The sequence below is a fragment of the Rhizobium sp. HT1-10 genome (genome assembly GCF_049472505.1).
Taxonomy (GTDB): domain Bacteria; phylum Pseudomonadota; class Alphaproteobacteria; order Rhizobiales; family Rhizobiaceae; genus Rhizobium.
This window is the reverse complement of sequence record NZ_JBCEBQ010000005.1, coordinates 21,941-37,956: the sequence shown is the minus strand read 5'-3', so window position 1 is coordinate 37,956 and position 16,016 is coordinate 21,941. Positions and strand designations below refer to the sequence as shown.

Annotated in this window: 16 protein-coding genes; 11 read left to right on the top strand and 5 right to left on the bottom strand. The window is 56.8% G+C overall.

Annotated elements, in window-relative coordinates:
• Nucleotides 1–182: 182 nt before the first annotated feature.
• The 3 genes from VH564_RS14590 (at nucleotide 183) to VH564_RS14580 (ending at nucleotide 3,371) form a co-directional block, all read left to right on the top strand.
• Nucleotides 183–950 carry a hypothetical protein gene (locus VH564_RS14590; RefSeq protein WP_423340577.1) on the top strand — a complete coding sequence of 256 codons (768 nt, stop codon included), beginning with the start codon at nucleotides 183–185 and terminating at the stop codon, nucleotides 948–950.
• A gap of 490 nt (nucleotides 951–1,440) precedes the next feature.
• Nucleotides 1,441–2,166 (top strand): hypothetical protein, encoded by a 726-nt coding sequence (locus VH564_RS14585; protein ID WP_423340842.1) that lies wholly within the window; start codon nucleotides 1,441–1,443, stop codon nucleotides 2,164–2,166.
• A gap of 8 nt (nucleotides 2,167–2,174) precedes the next feature.
• Nucleotides 2,175–3,371, top strand: coding sequence for a helix-turn-helix domain-containing protein (locus VH564_RS14580; RefSeq protein ID WP_423340576.1), 1,197 nt, complete (start codon nucleotides 2,175–2,177; stop codon nucleotides 3,369–3,371).
• Nucleotides 3,372–3,634: 263 nt separating this feature from the next.
• Here VH564_RS14580 and VH564_RS14575 read toward each other — a convergent pair whose 3' ends face one another.
• Both VH564_RS14575 and VH564_RS14570 read right to left on the bottom strand, forming a co-directional pair.
• Nucleotides 3,635–4,255 (bottom strand): response regulator transcription factor, encoded by a 621-nt coding sequence (locus VH564_RS14575; RefSeq protein WP_423340575.1) that lies wholly within the window; start codon nucleotides 4,253–4,255, stop codon nucleotides 3,635–3,637.
• Nucleotides 4,245–6,110: a PAS domain-containing sensor histidine kinase gene (locus tag VH564_RS14570; protein ID WP_423340574.1), complete on the bottom strand. Its 1,866-nt coding sequence runs from the start codon at nucleotides 6,108–6,110 to the stop codon at nucleotides 4,245–4,247. The genes VH564_RS14575 and VH564_RS14570 overlap by 11 nt, the downstream gene beginning before the upstream one ends.
• Nucleotides 6,111–6,452: 342 nt before the next feature.
• On the opposite strand from VH564_RS14570, the gene VH564_RS14565 reads away from it, so the two are divergent.
• From VH564_RS14565 to VH564_RS14540, 6 genes are all read left to right on the top strand, one after another.
• On the top strand, nucleotides 6,453–7,172 hold the full coding sequence (locus VH564_RS14565) for an alpha/beta hydrolase (RefSeq protein WP_423340573.1): 720 nt from the start codon (nucleotides 6,453–6,455) through the stop codon (nucleotides 7,170–7,172).
• 122 nt (nucleotides 7,173–7,294) lie between these two features.
• Entirely contained in the window at nucleotides 7,295–8,281 is a 987-nt protein-coding gene (locus VH564_RS14560; RefSeq protein ID WP_423340572.1) for an MBL fold metallo-hydrolase, read from the top strand.
• A gap of 88 nt (nucleotides 8,282–8,369) precedes the next feature.
• Nucleotides 8,370–8,993, top strand: a complete 624-nt coding sequence (locus VH564_RS14555; RefSeq protein ID WP_423340571.1) for a pyridoxamine 5'-phosphate oxidase family protein — start codon at nucleotides 8,370–8,372, stop codon at nucleotides 8,991–8,993.
• Nucleotides 8,990–9,463 carry a DUF1348 family protein gene (locus VH564_RS14550; RefSeq protein ID WP_423340570.1) on the top strand — a complete coding sequence of 158 codons (474 nt, stop codon included), beginning with the start codon at nucleotides 8,990–8,992 and terminating at the stop codon, nucleotides 9,461–9,463. The genes VH564_RS14555 and VH564_RS14550 overlap by 4 nt, the downstream gene beginning before the upstream one ends.
• A 39-nt stretch (nucleotides 9,464–9,502) precedes the next feature.
• Nucleotides 9,503–10,318, top strand: a complete 816-nt coding sequence (locus tag VH564_RS14545) for a GNAT family N-acetyltransferase (protein WP_423340569.1) — start codon at nucleotides 9,503–9,505, stop codon at nucleotides 10,316–10,318.
• A 133-nt stretch (nucleotides 10,319–10,451) separates the two neighbouring features.
• Complete coding sequence (locus VH564_RS14540; protein WP_423340568.1) at nucleotides 10,452–11,390, top strand: fructose bisphosphate aldolase; 939 nt, start codon at nucleotides 10,452–10,454, stop codon at nucleotides 11,388–11,390.
• Nucleotides 11,391–11,719: 329 nt separating this feature from the next.
• On the opposite strand, the gene VH564_RS14535 is transcribed toward VH564_RS14540, so the two are convergent.
• Entirely contained in the window at nucleotides 11,720–12,661 is a 942-nt protein-coding gene (locus VH564_RS14535; protein ID WP_423340567.1) for an AraC family transcriptional regulator, read from the bottom strand.
• Nucleotides 12,662–12,751: 90 nt separating this feature from the next.
• Here VH564_RS14535 and VH564_RS14530 point away from each other — a divergent pair, with 90 nt between their 5' ends.
• The gene (locus VH564_RS14530) at nucleotides 12,752–13,729 is read left to right on the top strand and encodes an oxidoreductase (protein ID WP_423340566.1); all 978 of its coding nucleotides are present in this window, start codon (nucleotides 12,752–12,754) and stop codon (nucleotides 13,727–13,729) included.
• A 283-nt stretch (nucleotides 13,730–14,012) separates the two neighbouring features.
• Nucleotides 14,013–14,501, top strand: a complete 489-nt coding sequence (locus tag VH564_RS14525) for an Rrf2 family transcriptional regulator (RefSeq protein ID WP_069061727.1) — start codon at nucleotides 14,013–14,015, stop codon at nucleotides 14,499–14,501.
• Here the strand turns inward: VH564_RS14525 and VH564_RS14520 are convergent.
• Nucleotides 14,484–15,509 (bottom strand): mechanosensitive ion channel family protein, encoded by a 1,026-nt coding sequence (locus VH564_RS14520; protein ID WP_423340565.1) that lies wholly within the window; start codon nucleotides 15,507–15,509, stop codon nucleotides 14,484–14,486. The genes VH564_RS14525 and VH564_RS14520 overlap by 18 nt on opposite strands.
• A gap of 72 nt (nucleotides 15,510–15,581) precedes the next feature.
• Nucleotides 15,582–16,007, bottom strand: coding sequence for a cupin domain-containing protein (locus tag VH564_RS14515; protein ID WP_423340564.1), 426 nt, complete (start codon nucleotides 16,005–16,007; stop codon nucleotides 15,582–15,584).
• Between the last annotated feature and the right edge of the window lie 9 nt (nucleotides 16,008–16,016).

The following is a 16,016-nucleotide window of genomic DNA, read 5'->3' as shown; positions in this document are numbered from 1 at the left end:
AAGGTAATACGTCACTGCAGCAATCCCTTCCTTTTCAAGCCAAACCGCTCTTTCAAAGCTCAATCATTGCCGGGTTCGAGTGTGGTCTGGTTCACGGCGGCCGCCATGACCTGCTCGTCACGACCCGACACACCGCACAATCCCGCATGCTCGATCATTACCGGATCGCTCGTGAACATCGGATGACGACCGTGCGCGACGGGCTCGTGCCTGGTCACCACGTTGTCGAGCGTCTTGCCACTGCTAGACGGGCCGGTGTCGAGGCCATCTGGGATCTGTCGCATTACCATCGCAACCAGGATCCGGTTCGCTGCGCCAGGATTGCTGCCGAGGCGGCATTGACCGTGAATGGCCCGGGCAGACTATGGCTTTGTCCTGTGAATGAGCCATCGCTCTACCCGTCGATTGCAGGCATGCCGCGGCACGAGGCCGTCGACATGGCGGTCACCATGGCCCGCGTGGCTCGCGATCATCATCCCGATGTCGGCATCCTGACAAACGATCCGATTACCGGTGTGGGCGACCGTCAGTTCGAAGCGACCGACGCGATCGTCTCGGCGGTTCATGTCGATGTTGTCGGGGTGAACTACTATCCTCATACGGCGCGGACGTCGCTGGTGAAGGTGTTGATGGCGACCTGGCGCCGCTACCGCAAGCCGATCATGGTGTCGGAAACCAGCTGGCATGATGGTCACCCCGTCCATCACCGCCGTTATCCCGAGCTGAACAAAGGCACCTGGTTGCGGCATGTCAGCGAGCAGGTCGACATAGCCAGGTTCCACGGGGCCAATGTCGTTGGCATATGCTGGTACCCGATTGTCGATTGTCCGCCCTGGCATGCTCCACGATCCCGCAACCGCTGGAGCCATGGGCTGATCCGACAGGATCTATCGGTGGATCCATGGCTATCGGCGGAACTGGGGCGGGTCGCTATGAGCGACGCCGCGTAGGCAGAAGGCCTGCGGAGCGTTTTCGCCGGGGGTACCTGCTGGTAGGTCGCACGCGTTTGCCGCATCGCCTTTTCAGCAAGAAAAAGAGCAATCTCCGTTTGAAGTGATTCCATGGATTTCCCCAATATCATCGCCATGACTTACCACTATTTCCTGATGCGAGGCTTCCCGCGCAAGCCAACATCTTCTGTTTCCAAGGGACGGCAAGGCGTTGCGGACCGGCAATGCTCAAAAGGCCTGTCTCGACCAGAGATCCACGATATTCAGAATAGGCAGTTGGCGCCGCCGCCTCCCGTTACATGTTTGTTCCAAAGCGGCTCAAGCTTCGTGCTCAGGTACGCAAAGAGGCCGCCTTTCCAACACTTTTCAACACGCCATCACGGGTTTGGGTGGGTATCCCTATAGTCACCGTCAGTTTGCGTTGCAAAGTGCAAAAAAATATGCCAAAAATCCTGTTAATGCAAAACTCGATGATTCCCGTGGGGTCCCAATGATTAGTGATGAGCGACGTTTTGAATTTGAATCTGCGATCCGTCGGGACGTACCCCGCGATCTACTCGTCGAGATTGAACACCAATTTGGGTTGGCCGCCCAGCAGGCCGAGGCTGCGGTAAGCGGGTCACAGGCGGCAGTCGCCCATGGAGTGGCACTCTCAAGACGGCGCGCAAGCCGCGCAACTGGTCTCGTCCGCTTTCAAATTATCGACGAGATGTTCGAGCAGATGCTCAACCGGCACGGTGCAGAATTCGTCAAGTCGGTTCCGATCGAACAGAGCCCAGATGAAATCAAAGACGCGCCAGTTTATCTCACCACTGGCCGCTTCGGACACACAATGATCGGTTTTGCATCCCATCGGGAAGTGGATGATCTGCCGATCAAGAATGCGACCCGATCTGCATTGTGCAATCAAAACCGAGGACTGTCATACGACCTGTTTCATCCGCCGGAGATGTTTACCGACCGAGAACGTTTTGTCGTCATTATGGTCCGTCGTGATGCGCACGCTCTTGGAAAGATTGCGTCAATCACGGTCTGTGTTGCAGACGCACGATCGCAATCGTTCTTGTTTCAGGCTGATATCAAGGACTTCCTGGCTGGTTACGGATCGCAAGCTCAACCGGCGGTTAAGGCCTTCTCCCTTAAACAGGTGAAGAAGTCATTCAAGGCCTCCAAAAAGGACGGCCCCGCGGATGAGAAGAAAGGCAATGAAGATTAGGAACGACCGTGCGTAGTGGAGTGCAAAGTTTTGTTGGCGCGAGATTGGCTGAAGCGAGGCAAGCGAGAGGAATAACTTCCCGCAAGGCGCTGGCCGATCTGATGCAACGCGCTGCAAGCACAGTTATCCGTTGGGAAGAGGGCGAAACCGCACCAGAACCCGCTGCCTTAACAGAACTGGCTTCCGTCCTTCGCTTGCCAGAGGAGTTCTTCCTGACGCCGCGCCGTGAAGGAAGTGGCCTGTCGTTTTTTCGCTCCTTCGCCGGCGCCTTGCGCGGCGATCGCTTGTCACAGCAAGTCAGGTTGGCATGGCTCGAAGATGTTACAGCGGTCGCTGAACATTACGCCCACCTTCCCGAGGTAAATGTTCCCGATCTCCTGCAGGGTCGAAATTTTCGCAATCTCCGCGATGAGGACATCGAGGCATACGCTCAAGCAGCAAGAGAGCATTGGGGCCTGGGTCTTCGCCCTATTCTTAACATGGTCGAGCTGCTGGAGCGGATTGGCATCGTAGTCGCCAGCGAACCAATGGAAACCGATCAGCTGGATGGCCTGAGCCGTTGGGGATCGGACGGTCGCCCATACGTCTTGCTCGCCAGCGATAAACAGTCTTTTTCCCGACGCCAATTTGATGCTGCTCATGAACTAGCCCACCTGGTGCTGCACCGAGCTGTGACCGAAGAGGAATTCGTCGAGAACTTCAAAGCAATTGAAGATCAGGCTCACCGCTTTGCGTCCGCGTTCTTGCTCCCGGCAAGCCAGTTCAGTGTTGAAATCGACACCGCTGCTATTTGGGAGCTGGAGCGACTGAAGGCGCGTTGGAAAGTCTCGATCAAGGCGCAAATTATGCGTCTGCAGCGGCTTCAGATTCTGGACAAAAGCTCCGCAACTCGCCTCTACAAAATCTACAGCGCGAAGGGCTACTCCAGGCGGGAACCGTTTGACGACATTTGGCCGATGCAGGAACCGACATTGCTCGCGGACGTGTTCAAGGCATTGGTCGATGCGGGACAAGTCACAAAAGAGGATTTGCGCGAAGATCTACCGCTGTTTCCGCACGACGTTGAAAGTCTCACAGGTCTGCCATCCGGATGGCTAAGCTTGCAGGCTGCGAGAGTCGTGGAGCTTAAGCCCGTCTTGACGACGCGTGACAACCTCGGAGGGGCTAGAGGAGAAGTAATTCCGATCAAACGAAACGGCGAGTGATAGCGCCATTTGGCTCCGGCCATCTCCAGCCGTTTGTTAAATACCGGAAATCATTGTTGAACGGACGACATATCCCACCGTGTCGACTGTTCGTATCCGTTCAAGGCGTCGGAATATATGGATGACAATTAGGCGGAAATAATTTCCGCTTACGACAGGTGGCGCTGGTTCGGATCCGTTCAAGACCTTGGAGTTCCAGCCAAGATCGCTCAGGGCGGAGAGCACCTCGCCACACCTCTCGGATATACGGCTAAGTCAGTGGGCTAAAATAGGCCACCAATGATCTTGACCAAATCAGCGACCGACGTCGCCTTCATCTTCCGCATCATGTGACCCCTATGAAGTTTCACGGTGGGCTCCGCGAGTTGTAGCTCAGCGGCAATCTGCTTGTTTAGCTTGCCGGCGACGACCAGAGTCAGGATCTGGCGTTCACGTTCGGTAAGCGATGTATATCTCAACTGGGCGGCGGTCTTCGAGGTTCTTTCCTCTCGGCGCGCTGCATCATTGGCAATTGCGCGGTTTACGGCTTCCAGCAGATCCTGTTCACGGACTGGTTTCGTCAGTACGTCGATGGCACCAGCCTTCATTGCCCGCACTGCCATCGCCACATCGACGTGAGCGCTTATCAGGATGACAGATCGAGGAAGATCGCTCTGCGCCAGCGCTTCTTGGAACTCAAGTCCGCTTTGGCCGGGAAGGCGGATGTCGAGAACTATGCAGCCGGCTTTTTCGGAATCGTCTGCGGCCATGAACTCTCTGACAGAGCCATGTGTTTCAGCAATTAGTCCTACGGATTCGAACAGCCCCTTAAGCGCTTCGCGGACGCTTTGATCGTCATCGATGACGATCACCGTTGGGCGCCTGTTCTTCCTGTCATCGATCAACGGCGGTGTCCTCGTAGGTGGAAAGCGTGAAGTTGAATGACGCTCCGGTAGGATAAGTGCTCTTGGCCCAGATACGCCCTCCATGCGCCTCGACGATGGAGCGGCATATGGAAAGGCCCATTCCTATTCCGTCAGACTTGGTGGTGTAGAATGCCTCGAATACCCGGTCGATCTGGTCGGGTGCTATGCCTTGCCCCGTGTCAGAAACGTTGACTTCGACTTCGCCCTCTTGGCGTTGCGTACAATGGATCCTGATGGTGGCTTCTGCGCCATGATGTGTCGCTTCAGCGCTATTAATTATCAGGTTGAGAAGAACCTGCTGCAACTGCGTGCGATCCCCCAGGACATAGAGAGGGTGTGGCGAAAGATTCGTGACGACCTCCAAACCTCGCGATTGCAGTTCTGCACGCAGAAGAAAAAGCACGTCACGAAGCGCGCTATTGAAGTCGGTCCTCTCCATCCGTACCGGAGCTCTCTGAGCCATTGAGCGTATGCTGGAGACAATCTCCCCGGCGCGATGGCCGTCATGCACTACGCGATCCGCGGCGAGGCGTGCCTGTTCGAGATCCATCTGCCCCTCTTGCAGCCACCGAAGGCAGGTCCCGGCGTTGGTTACTATCGCCATGAGCGGCTGATTTATCTCGTGGGCTATGGAGACGGCTAGTTCGCCGATCGTGGTCAGGCGGGTAACGTGCGCCAGATCGCTTTGGCTCTGGCGAAGCGACTCTTCGGCTCGCTTGCGATCCTCTATATCGACGACGACGCCATACCACCGAACGACGTTCCCATCCGCATCCAACAACGGGTTTTGCCGTAGGTTGAACCACCTGTACTCGCCATCGAACCTTCTGATGCGAGCGTCAACCGGATTAGGCCGTTTGGTGGCAACGACTTCCTCCCAACTCGCTCGCATGCGCTCAACGTCATCAGGGTGAAACATCCGATAGAAGCCGAAATCGACAATTTCTTCGAATGGAAGGCCGACGAAATCGATAAGGTTTTTATTCCAATACTCAAGCCGCCCGTCGGGGGTGCATGACCAAGCCATGGCAGGGATCGTGTTGATGATCAGGGATAGCTTGTGTTCGCTCTCTCTGAGTGCCGTCTCGCTCGCGCGCAAGGCGTTCTCGGCGCATTGCAGATCTTCAATGTCGATGTTCACACCGAACCAGCGTACGATGCCGTTGGCATCCTCCAGCTTTCGACCAGAGAAGTAGAACCATCGATACCGGCCATCCGCGCCGAGAATGCGACCCTTCAGCTGCGTGTGGTCTGAACTCTCAAGGTCTCTCTTCCAGATCTCGACCATCTCAGGGATGTCTTCGGGGTGGTATAGGTCCAAAAAGCCCCAATCTAGAATTCGCTCAGCCGGTAGCCCGGCATAATCAAGCCAGCTTTTGTTGACGAAGTCCGCGCTGCCATCTGGCCGCGCCGACCAGACGAGAACTGGAAGCGAGTCGATAATGAGCCGAAGATTTTGCTCGCTCGCTGCAAGCGCGGCCTTCGTTTCCTTGAGCGCATCCTCTGCTTGCCTACGGTCCTCGATATCGAGGACCACGCCGTACCATCTGACGACGGTTCCTTCCGGATCGTACCGCGGCTTTTGCCGAAGACTGCACCACCGGAACACACCGTCTGCACGCTTGATCCGCCCCTCGACTTCCTTGGCAGTCTTGGAAGTCATGATGTTCCACCACGCAGCGGCGAGATGCTCGAGATCGTCGGGGTGGAAGAGGCGGTAAAAATTCTCGCCGGCAATGTCAGTAAGCGACAGGCCGACGTATTCGAGGAAATGCTGATTGGCGAAATCCAGCATTCCATCGGATGTTGTCGACCAAGCCATTGCCGGGATCATGTCTATGATCGCGTCAGTGTGTATTGGGTGTTCCAAGTCTGCTCCCCGGCTGCTTGTAACGCTGTTGCGCGGCTAAAAATACGCTGTTTTGCGATTTTAGGTTAGCTGAGATTTATAGACCAAGGTCTATTTCTGCAGTCCCTTCGTCTAGTCCGAAGAGATCATGGTCTCAATTGAGAGTTGGCCCAATCAGCCCTAAGATACCAGTCAAGCGAGAAGGGAGCCCCTCCTTAGCAAAACCACCACACTCATCGACGGCAATGCATATCCGCCCAAAACTCGACGATGTTGGGCTTTCGCGGTCAGAACAGTGAAAAATGATGTCACCCGGGAGATCGCGTAATGACCCTAGATCGTTCGAACCAATCATCCAAACCCGTTTCGATTGTGCTCGTGCACGGTGCATTTGTCGATGCTTCCGGTTGGCGGAAGGTTTACGAGAACTTGTCGCAAGACGGTTATGAAGTCCTTGTCGTGCAAAATTCCGCAGTCACCTTTGCCCAAGATGTTGGGCGCACAAAGGGTGTGATCGCAGAGGCTTCACACCCGGTTGTGCTTGTCGGGCATTCTTATGGTGGTGCCGTCATTACGGAGGTAGGGAGCGAAGAAAAGGTCGTGAGTCTCGTTTATCTGGCAGCCTTCGTTCCGGAAGCCGGGGAGTCCGTCTTCGACCTTGCTTCGCAAGAGGTCCCTGGTGCGGAGAAAGCCCCGCTCCTTCCGCCGAAGGATGGCTTCATCAAAATCGATCCGCAGAAGTTTGCGGCCGCATTCTCGGCCGACATAGATCCCGCCGAAGCGCAGTTCATGGCTGCCGCCCAGAGGCCTTGGGGCCTTGAAGCGGTCCAGGGCAAGATCACCTCTGCGGCATGGAAAGCCAAGCCATCCTTTTACTTGCTCGCAACTGAAGATCGAATGATTCCAGCTCAAGCGCAGGCGGCAATGGCCGCGCGCGCAGGAGCCACGGTCGTAGAAGTCAGCAGCAGCCATGCAGTAATGCTGTCCCAACCTGAAGAAGTCGTAGCGCTTATTAAAACATCAGCTGAGCCGAACCGGCAAAGCTGATGCTGAGCGTAGGCTGCTGTCCAACATCAATCACCGACTAGGGGAACACGATGCGCAACTTTCTTTCGCCGAAACGCTCACAGACATCACAAGTATCAGCGACCCCATCAGAGGAGAATGGCATGCCTCAGCTTTCACGCCGCGCTTTCGCGAGCGCACTGCCTCTTGGGCTCCTCGGAGGAACCGTACTCGGCGGAAGTCTGCTCGGCGACTTAACTGCTCAGGCTGCAACACCCAAGGCTGCCCGAAAGCCGGTCGCAACAACGCCGTTCGCCCAGGTTCATGTCGGACGCTTTACGATAACGGCACTGACGGATGGGTATGCTGATATGCCCTACAGCTACTTCCCCGGACGCTCAGCCTCCGAAGTGGAAAAGGTCGCGAACTCCCAGTTTACGGGTAGACCCGGCGGGGTACGTTTCCTGTTCAATCAATACCTCGTAGAGGACGGTAAGCAACGCATCCTCATCGATGCCGGCGCTGCAGGTTCCATCGGGGAAACCGGGCATCTCCCGCGGGCGCTGGCCACGCTCGGTCTGAAGCCGAGCCAGATTGATGCTGTGATCGTGACCCATATGCACCAGGACCACATGGGCGGTTTGGTACTCGGTGGTAAGAAGAATTATCCCGATGCCGAGGTCTATATAGACCGCCGTGACGTCAAGCACTGGACCGATCGGGCTAAGCGCAATGGGGCGCCCGATTTCCTGCAGCCCAGCTTCAAGATGGCTGAAGAGGTGGTGCGCCTCTATCCGAATCTGCAAGCGATCGACGGAGAACGCGAGATCGTTCCAGGCGTCTCGATTGTCGACCTGACCGGCCATACGCCTGGCCATATTGGCGTCCGCATCGAGGATGGCGGCAAGAGCCTGATCATGGTTTCCGACATGATTTTCCCGGTCGTCCATCCCGCTGCAACAGACGTCTTCTTCTTGTTTGAACAGGATCAGGCTGCTGCGAAAGCCATGCGCGATCGCTTCTTCCCACTAGCTGCCTCGGAAGGTGCGCTGATTGCTGCGACCCATATGCCGTTCCCCGGTCTTGGTCGCGTGGTCTCCGATCGTGGTCAGATGCGCTGGGAAGTCGCCGACTGGGCCTTGCAAGACTGATCCTTTAGCCGAACGATTGGTCGTCTGAAGGTAGATCAGGGCCCGCATTGTCCACAGATGCGGGCCTGCGCAAGTTTGGAGGCGGGGTATGCCGTACCACTTTCTGGAAGTCGCCGTGACACCAAGCGTCCGAGCCGCGCAGGCGGATATGGGGGTGGACCAGATATGGCTGGGCGAGCACGATCGTCCATCGGATACTTTGACGGAGAACGAGATCGCTTTCATCGCTACGCGCGACAGCTTCTATATGGCGTCTGTGTCGGAAACAGGTTGGCCGTACGTTCAACATCGTGGTGGGAGAACCGGTTTCCTCAAGGTTGTTGATCCGCAAACGATGGCATTTGCCGACTATCGCGGAAACCGCCAGTACATCAGCGCAGGGAATTTCGCAGCCAACGACCGCGCCTGTCTGTTCCTAATGGACTATGTCCAACGGACCCGGCTCAAAGTCTATGCCCACGTCGAGCGGCTGACGCTCGACGCCGACCAATCGCTCACGGACCTCGTATCCGATCAGACGTATAGGGGCCGTGCAGAGCGGATATTCAAGCTCCGGCTCGAAGCATACGACTGGAACTGTCCCCAGCACATCATCCCCCGCTACACCGAACAGCAGGTTGAGCAAGGAGTCGCGCCGCTTCGCCAGAAGCTGCAACAGCTGGAAGCTGAAAATGCAGCGTTGCGGGCAAGATTAGAAGGAAGATCCGAATGACCGACGCTCAAAGACCGCCTTTGCCCCCGTTTACATCAGAGACTGCTGTCGAAAAGGTGCGGCTTGCCGAAGATGGCTGGAATAGCCGGGACCCGGGCAAGGTCGCGTTGGCGTACACTTTTGATAGTCAGTGGCGTAACCGCGCCGAGTTCGTCAATGGCCGGGAGGCTATTGTCGCTTTTCTTGCAGGAAAGTGGCGGCGGGAGCTCGACTACCGTCTGGTCAAGGAGCTGTGGGCGTTCGACGGCGACAGGATTGCCGTCAGGTTTGCCTATGAGTGGCATGACGACAGCGGCAATTGGTTCCGATCTTTCGGCAACGAGAACTGGGAGTTCAATGATGGTGGCCTGATGCGCAAGCGATACGCCTGCATTAACGACCTGCCGATCCGCGTGGAAGACCGTCGCTTTCACTGGCCGCTCGGTCGTCGGCCCGACGACCACCCGGGGCTCAGCGAGCTTGGTTTCTGATCGACCTCGTTTCCATCTCCATCAGTCAAAGACAGCGGCATGGTCAATTTGAATTCGCATTTTTCACAACATTCATCTCCGGCAGAAGAAGAGGCTATCGAGGCCAAAGCCTTCGTTGATCTGTACAATGTCTCACCGGCAACGCTCAAAGCCGAAGAGCATTTTGAGTGCCTGCCCATCAACCGTGGATGCGCAATCTCACTGCCAAGCGCGCCGGCGATTGGTCTGAACCGTGTATTGGGACTGAGCTCCGTGAAAGATCTTGAGGAAGCCTATGGGTGGATGATTGGAAAGACCGGACACCGGTTTCTCCAGGTAAATATAGATAAGGCTTCGGCCGGGACTAAAGACTGGATCCTCGCCAAGGGTCTGCTCGAGTACGGTGTTGGCTGGGCGAAGCTTGTCTACGACGGCTCATCAGTGAACCTCTCGGAGCCCAACTATTTCCGAACGCGTCTCGTTCATGTCGAGGAAGCCATGCTCTTTGGATCGATGGTGTGCAAAGGCTTCGACTTTCCATCGACCCTGACGAGGTTGTGGTCTGCAATCGTCGGGAAAGTAGGTTGGTCTTGTTTCTTCGCCTTGGATGGTGACAATCCAGTTGGGACAGCCGCCATGTACCAGTCTGGCACCTACGCATGGTTAGGCGGCGGCACGACACTTCCGGAGTTCCGAAATCGTGGCGTTCAAAAAGCGCTAATCAAAAGCCGTGTCGAACAAGGGCTCAGCAACGGCGTGTCGACATTCGCCGTCGAGACATTGGCACCTGTGGGTGGAGAGCCTAATATTTCCTTCGATAACCTTAGCAAAGTGGGCTTCCGGCACGCATTTCACCGGAAGAACTTCAAGTTGTGAGATGTCAATCTTACTCGATAGGCTCGCCCACCATCGGCCCGCCGGCGGGGACACTGGCGCGGGGACACGCGTTAGCTCTTGCTGAGCTACTCCTCGAAGTTTCGCTCGACCTGAAGAAGAAGGGAAAGTACGCATGAATACGGAAACCCGCAAAGAAATGGCCACTCGGCTGACTTCAACACCCGGGGTTATCGCAGCGCTCGATCAAAGCGGAGGGTCTACCCCTGAAGCCTTGAGCTCATATGGTATATTGAATACAGCCTATCAGGGCGAAACGGAAATGCTTGAACTTATCCATGCGATGCGCGTGAGGATAATGACCGCCCCCGGATTTTCAAGCGAGCGTGTCATTGGCGCCATTTTGTTCGAACATACTATGGAGAAATCCATCGGCGCCAAATCAATCCCGGCATACCTTTGGGAAGATCGCGGAATCGTCTCCTTTCTAAAGGTCGACAGCGGTCGTGAGGCCGAGCACGATGGCGTTCAATTGATGAAGCCCATGCTCAATCTCGGCAATTTGCTTGAGCGCGCGTTGGAAAAGGGATGCCTTGGGACGAAAATGCGCTCGGTCGTCCATTCAGCGTCCGAAAAAGGGATTTCTGCTGCTGTCAGGCAACAATTTGACGTGGCATCGACGATCTTAAAGAGTGGATTGATCCCGATTATCGAGCCTGAGGTTCTCGTCAGCAGCCCGGATAAATCGATTGCCGAAGACATATTGGTAAAGGAAATCCTCAAGAACCTTTCCGAGCTTGCTCATGGAACGCAGGTCATATTGAAGCTTACTTTGCCAAGTCAGCCGGATCTCTACGCAGCCCTTGTCGAGCATCCCAAGGTTGCCCGAGTTTTTGCCTTATCCGGGGGCTATAGTCTAAAGGTTGCTTGTGAAAAACTCAGAGAGAACACCGGGTTGATTGGAAGCTTCTCGCGGGCTCTTTTTGAGAATCTACGTGTTTCCATGCCGAACGCCGAATTCGACCGAAATCTCTCTCAAAACATTGAGGAAATATATCTGGCTAGTGCACAGAAAGGCGAGAACGCTGACGTGGTGCATCCGAGACTGCAATGAATGACTACTTGAATTTCAAGGCCTGTTCCCTGTTGCACCGACGACAAATTTGCCTTTACGCGACACTCCTCAACCACCGGACAGGTGGTGAGATCAGATCTACGGCTTTGTCGGCGGTTGGTTCACCCGTAGGACATTATCTCGGCTTGGGAAGCCAAAGAGTTGAATCAATTTGAAATTTCAACGACAAATATGGCGCCGAGAGTTCGAATCCGTTCAAGGCGATATGATGCTGCCGGGGGCGTACCGGAGGCGGTTACAGATAATGGCGACTTGTTTAGCCGTTGTATTTCCCGGCGCACTCGATCGGCCAATTGGCAGGACAGCAGTCACGACCTGACAACCTCACCCTGCTTTTTGTCGCGATACAGGGCACGGTAACGCGCAGGTGATTGGCCAAGGGCGCGGCGGAAGCTGGCGGCAAAAGCGCTATCGGACGCATAGCCGAGCGACTGAGCAATCCGTGGCAGCGGCTCGGTGCCACGCCGCAGGCGAGCGGCTGCAAGCCGCATCCGCCAGCCCGCGATATAGTCGATCGGCGATGCTCCGACAGTGGCGCGAAATTTCTCGGCAAATCCGGAGCGGGACTGGCCAGCAAGAGACGCGAGTGCCTCAACCGTCCAGCGGTGCGACGGATCGGCGTGGATGGCCCGCAGTGCCGGAGCTAGACGGGCATCGGCAAGTCCGGCGAGCCAGCCGGGATGCTGAGATGTCTGGCGCGCCATATAGGCACGCAGAACATGGATAAACACCAGCCGCAGCAGGTCGTTGCAGGCAATGCGAGCACCAGGTGCTGCGCTGTTCCACTCCAAGTCCAACTGTTCGAGCAGCCAGCCTATCGGTCCGGCCTCTTCGCGGTTGATCACGAAGACAGGCGGGAGGGCGTCGGTGAGGAGTGATCCGTCGACGGTGTCGAGGTTGACGCTGCCGCCGAGCAGAACGAAATCCCGACCATCGCCCACTGAGACATCGAGACTGCCCCCGGCGAACACCTCTGCCGCCGCAATCGGCTTCACGTTGGGATCGCTGCAAAGCATAAACGCCTTGCCGCTGACCACCAGACAATCGCCGGCTTCAATGCGCAACGGCGCCTCTCCCTCCGAGATCAGCCAGGCACCACCTTCGCGGATTGCATTGAATTTGAGGTAGCCCGGTGGTGGAAAAGCAACGGACCACGAGCCGCCTGCCGCGAAACGCACAGAAAACAGCGCCCGCGCATCGATGGCGCTAAGCACATCGGAGAGAGGATCATGAATATTTTGGACGATCACGACAGAAATCCGGATCCTGCAGGCTGGGGGCTCCGAGAACCTATCCAATATAAGGGACGGACACCAGAGCCATAAATGAAGGAGCAACGAATGTCCGAACAAAAACCTATTGGATCTCGTTTCAGCGCATACAGCACGGCGCGCGAGGTCACCGAGGGCATCGACCTTTCCGGCAAGACGGCGATTGTCACCGGCGGCTATTCCGGTCTCGGCGTCGAAACGACGCGGGCGCTCGCAGGTGCCGGCGCTCGTGTCATCGTACCGGCCCGCAATCGCGAAAAGGCCGAACGTACACTTGCCGGTATCGACAATGTTGTTATCGAAGCGATGGATCTTGCGGATCCCTCATCGGTTGCCGCCTTTGCTGGCAGGATCGTTGCGGCGGGCATGCCGATCTCAATCCTGGTCAACAGCGCCGGCATCATGGCAACGCCGCTTGCCCGGGATCAGGCTGGGCACGAGAGCCAGTTTGCCACCAATCATCTCGGCCATTTCCGGCTGGTTGCAGGTCTGTGGCCAGCACTTGTCAAGGCAGACGGCGCGCGGGTGATCTCTGTATCGTCGCGCGGTCATCAAATCGGGCCGGTCGACTTCGACGACATTGATTTCAAGACGCGCCCCTATGACAAGTGGCAGGCCTATGGCCAGGCGAAGACAGCAAACGCGCTGTTCGCCCTAGCGCTTGATCGACGTGGAGCAGCGCTTGGCGTACGGGCATTTTCATTGCATCCGGGCGTTATCCTGACCGATCTCGCCCGCCATCTCAGCGAAGACGAGATCAATTCTTTCGATGTCTATGACGAGAATGGCAATCGCCGGGTCGATCCATCGCGCGATCTCAAGACGCCGGAACAAGGGGCAGCAACGAGCCTCTGGGCAGCAACGCGGCCCGAACTCGACGGTATCGGCGGTGTGTATTGCGAAGATTGCGAGGTCGCCCTGCCGCAAGCGGAGACGGACGGCACCAAAGGTGTGGCGCCTTGGGCCATGTATCCACAGGCGGCGGAACGGCTCTGGCTGGTTTCGGAGCAGTTGACCGGCTTGTCGCTGGGTGGTCGTCCGGGCTGAGCAGGCAACTTACGGCCATTCCCCTGGGGATGGCCGTATCTCCGAAAGATTGTCAGCTATTCGAAGATGCCATCAATCAATTCTGCCGCACCATTTCACCAATAAATTCGAGTACCGTTCCGACACGGATCGGTGCGATGCATCGGACCGAAATCGATCGATAGCCGTATGATGGACATTTAGCATGCCAGGCCAAATGGTCCATCCAGCAATCGCCTGTATTTACAGCGATTCAAAATAGGGATATCATATATCCTTAATTTCATTCCAAGGTCCCCATCGCATGATCCTCAAAAGCCAAGTCGAATGGGCACTCCACTGTTGCGCCATTCTCGCCGGCCTGCCTGACGGGCGCTATCTGTCGACCAAGGCGCTGGCAGAACTGCATGGGCTTCCAAAGGAATATCTTTCAAAGGCACTGCAGAGCCTGTCGCAGGCCGGACTCGTCCATACGACACTTGGCCCTTCGGGCGGCTATCGTCTGGCAAGGGCGCCGGCAGAGCTGAATTTCCTTGATGTCGTCGAAGCTGTGGAGGGGAAAGGCCGGACCTTCGTCTGCCAGAACATCCGTGCCAACAATCCCTGCCGACCCAAGGACTATTGTGAGAGCGGTTCGTGTGCGATTGCGCGGATCATGTGGGAGGCCGACGAAGCCTGGCGCACTGCGCTTCGCAAGGTCACGTTTGCCGACCTTGGGAAAACGCTGGAGCAGGAAGTCGATCCGGGCATCTGGGCGGGAACGTTCGATTGGGTGCTAAAGCGCGCGGGGTAGAGCGCGGACCGATCCGGGTTCCTCCGCCTTGTCACCCTGACTAGCGACGACAAGATAGGCGTGCGCCGGCATTGCAAAGCCGAGACCATGGGTCGCGCAGTGTTGGCTGACGACGTCGATGATCTCATTGCGCGCCGGCACTCGGTTGGCAGGGCTGGTCACGCGGAACAGCAATTCGACATCGATTGCGATCGCATCGATCCCCTTGAATGCCACGATTGGCTTCGGCTCCTGAACAATGAACCGGCAATCCTCCAGTGCAGACAACAAAATTGCTTCGATGGCGGATGGCTCTCGGTCGGCCGCAATGCGGATGGCAAATATGACGAGGTGCGATTCATCCGGTCGCGTCAGGTTGGTAAGACTGAGCTTGGCGAGCGCGCTGTTGGGAACAACAACAACGTTATGTGCCGGCGTCAGGATTTGCGTCGAGCGCCAGTTGTTCTGGACGACGCGTCCTTCTGTGCCGTCGGCTAACTGGATCCAGTCGCCGATCGAGAACGGTCGGCCAAGTGTGAGGGCCACGCCAGAGAACAGGTCGCCCAAGGTGTTCTGGAGGGCAAGCCCAAGGATGATGGCGACCACGCCGGAGGTGGCGACGAGCGTGCCGATCGGTGCGCCGAACACGAAGCCGATGATGGAAAGCGTAACGCCCAGATAAACGCCGGCGACGATCAGATCCTGGATCAGTCGTACCTCCTGCGGCCGGCGGTCGAGCGCAATGTAGAGGCGTACGAAGCCGATCGTTGCCCAGGCGAGGTGGACCCACCAGAGAACGCGCGCGGATTTCCCGAGATAGGCGGTCAGGCCTTCAAGCTCTCCCGTCGTCACGCGAAACGGAAGGATACCCTGCGACAGGAACGTCGCGGTCATTGCTGCAAAGAACAGGATCTGGACGATGAGGCGCGCCGTTGGTCGATCCTTGCCCTGAACATGCCAGACAAGGATGCCGATCACGCCCACGATATCGACGATTGCGAATGCCAGTGCGGAAAGGTCAACGGCCATGGCAGGTCACTCCAGACTTAAAGGGCAAAGGGGACCGGATGCGGCAACGGCATCCGGTCCTTGTCGAGATCTCTACTTCTTGATCGGGTAGGTCAGTTCCTTTTGATTGGTATCGACCACGAAGACGGCGAGAAGCTTGGCGGGCTTCGTGTCGCTGCCGTTCTTGCTGACGCCGTGGCGGTCGCCCGGTAGTTCGGAGAAGTGTTCTCCAGCCTTGTATTCCCTGACCGGACCGTCATTCACCTGGCTTAGGATCGATCCCTCCAGCACGGTGGCGTAGATGAAGGCGCTGTCAGGGTGCGTATGCGCGTCGGAATACCCACCCGGACCGTACTCGACCAGAACGCCCTTGAGGCTTTTGCCCGGCACATTCGGCAGCTCGTGTTCATAGACGAGGGTGACCTTCGATGCTGAACCGCCACCCGGTGCGTCATGCGCAATCGCGGTTACTGACGTGACGATGGCGATCGCCACCGCGGAAATGGTTCTTCTGATCATGACATTCTT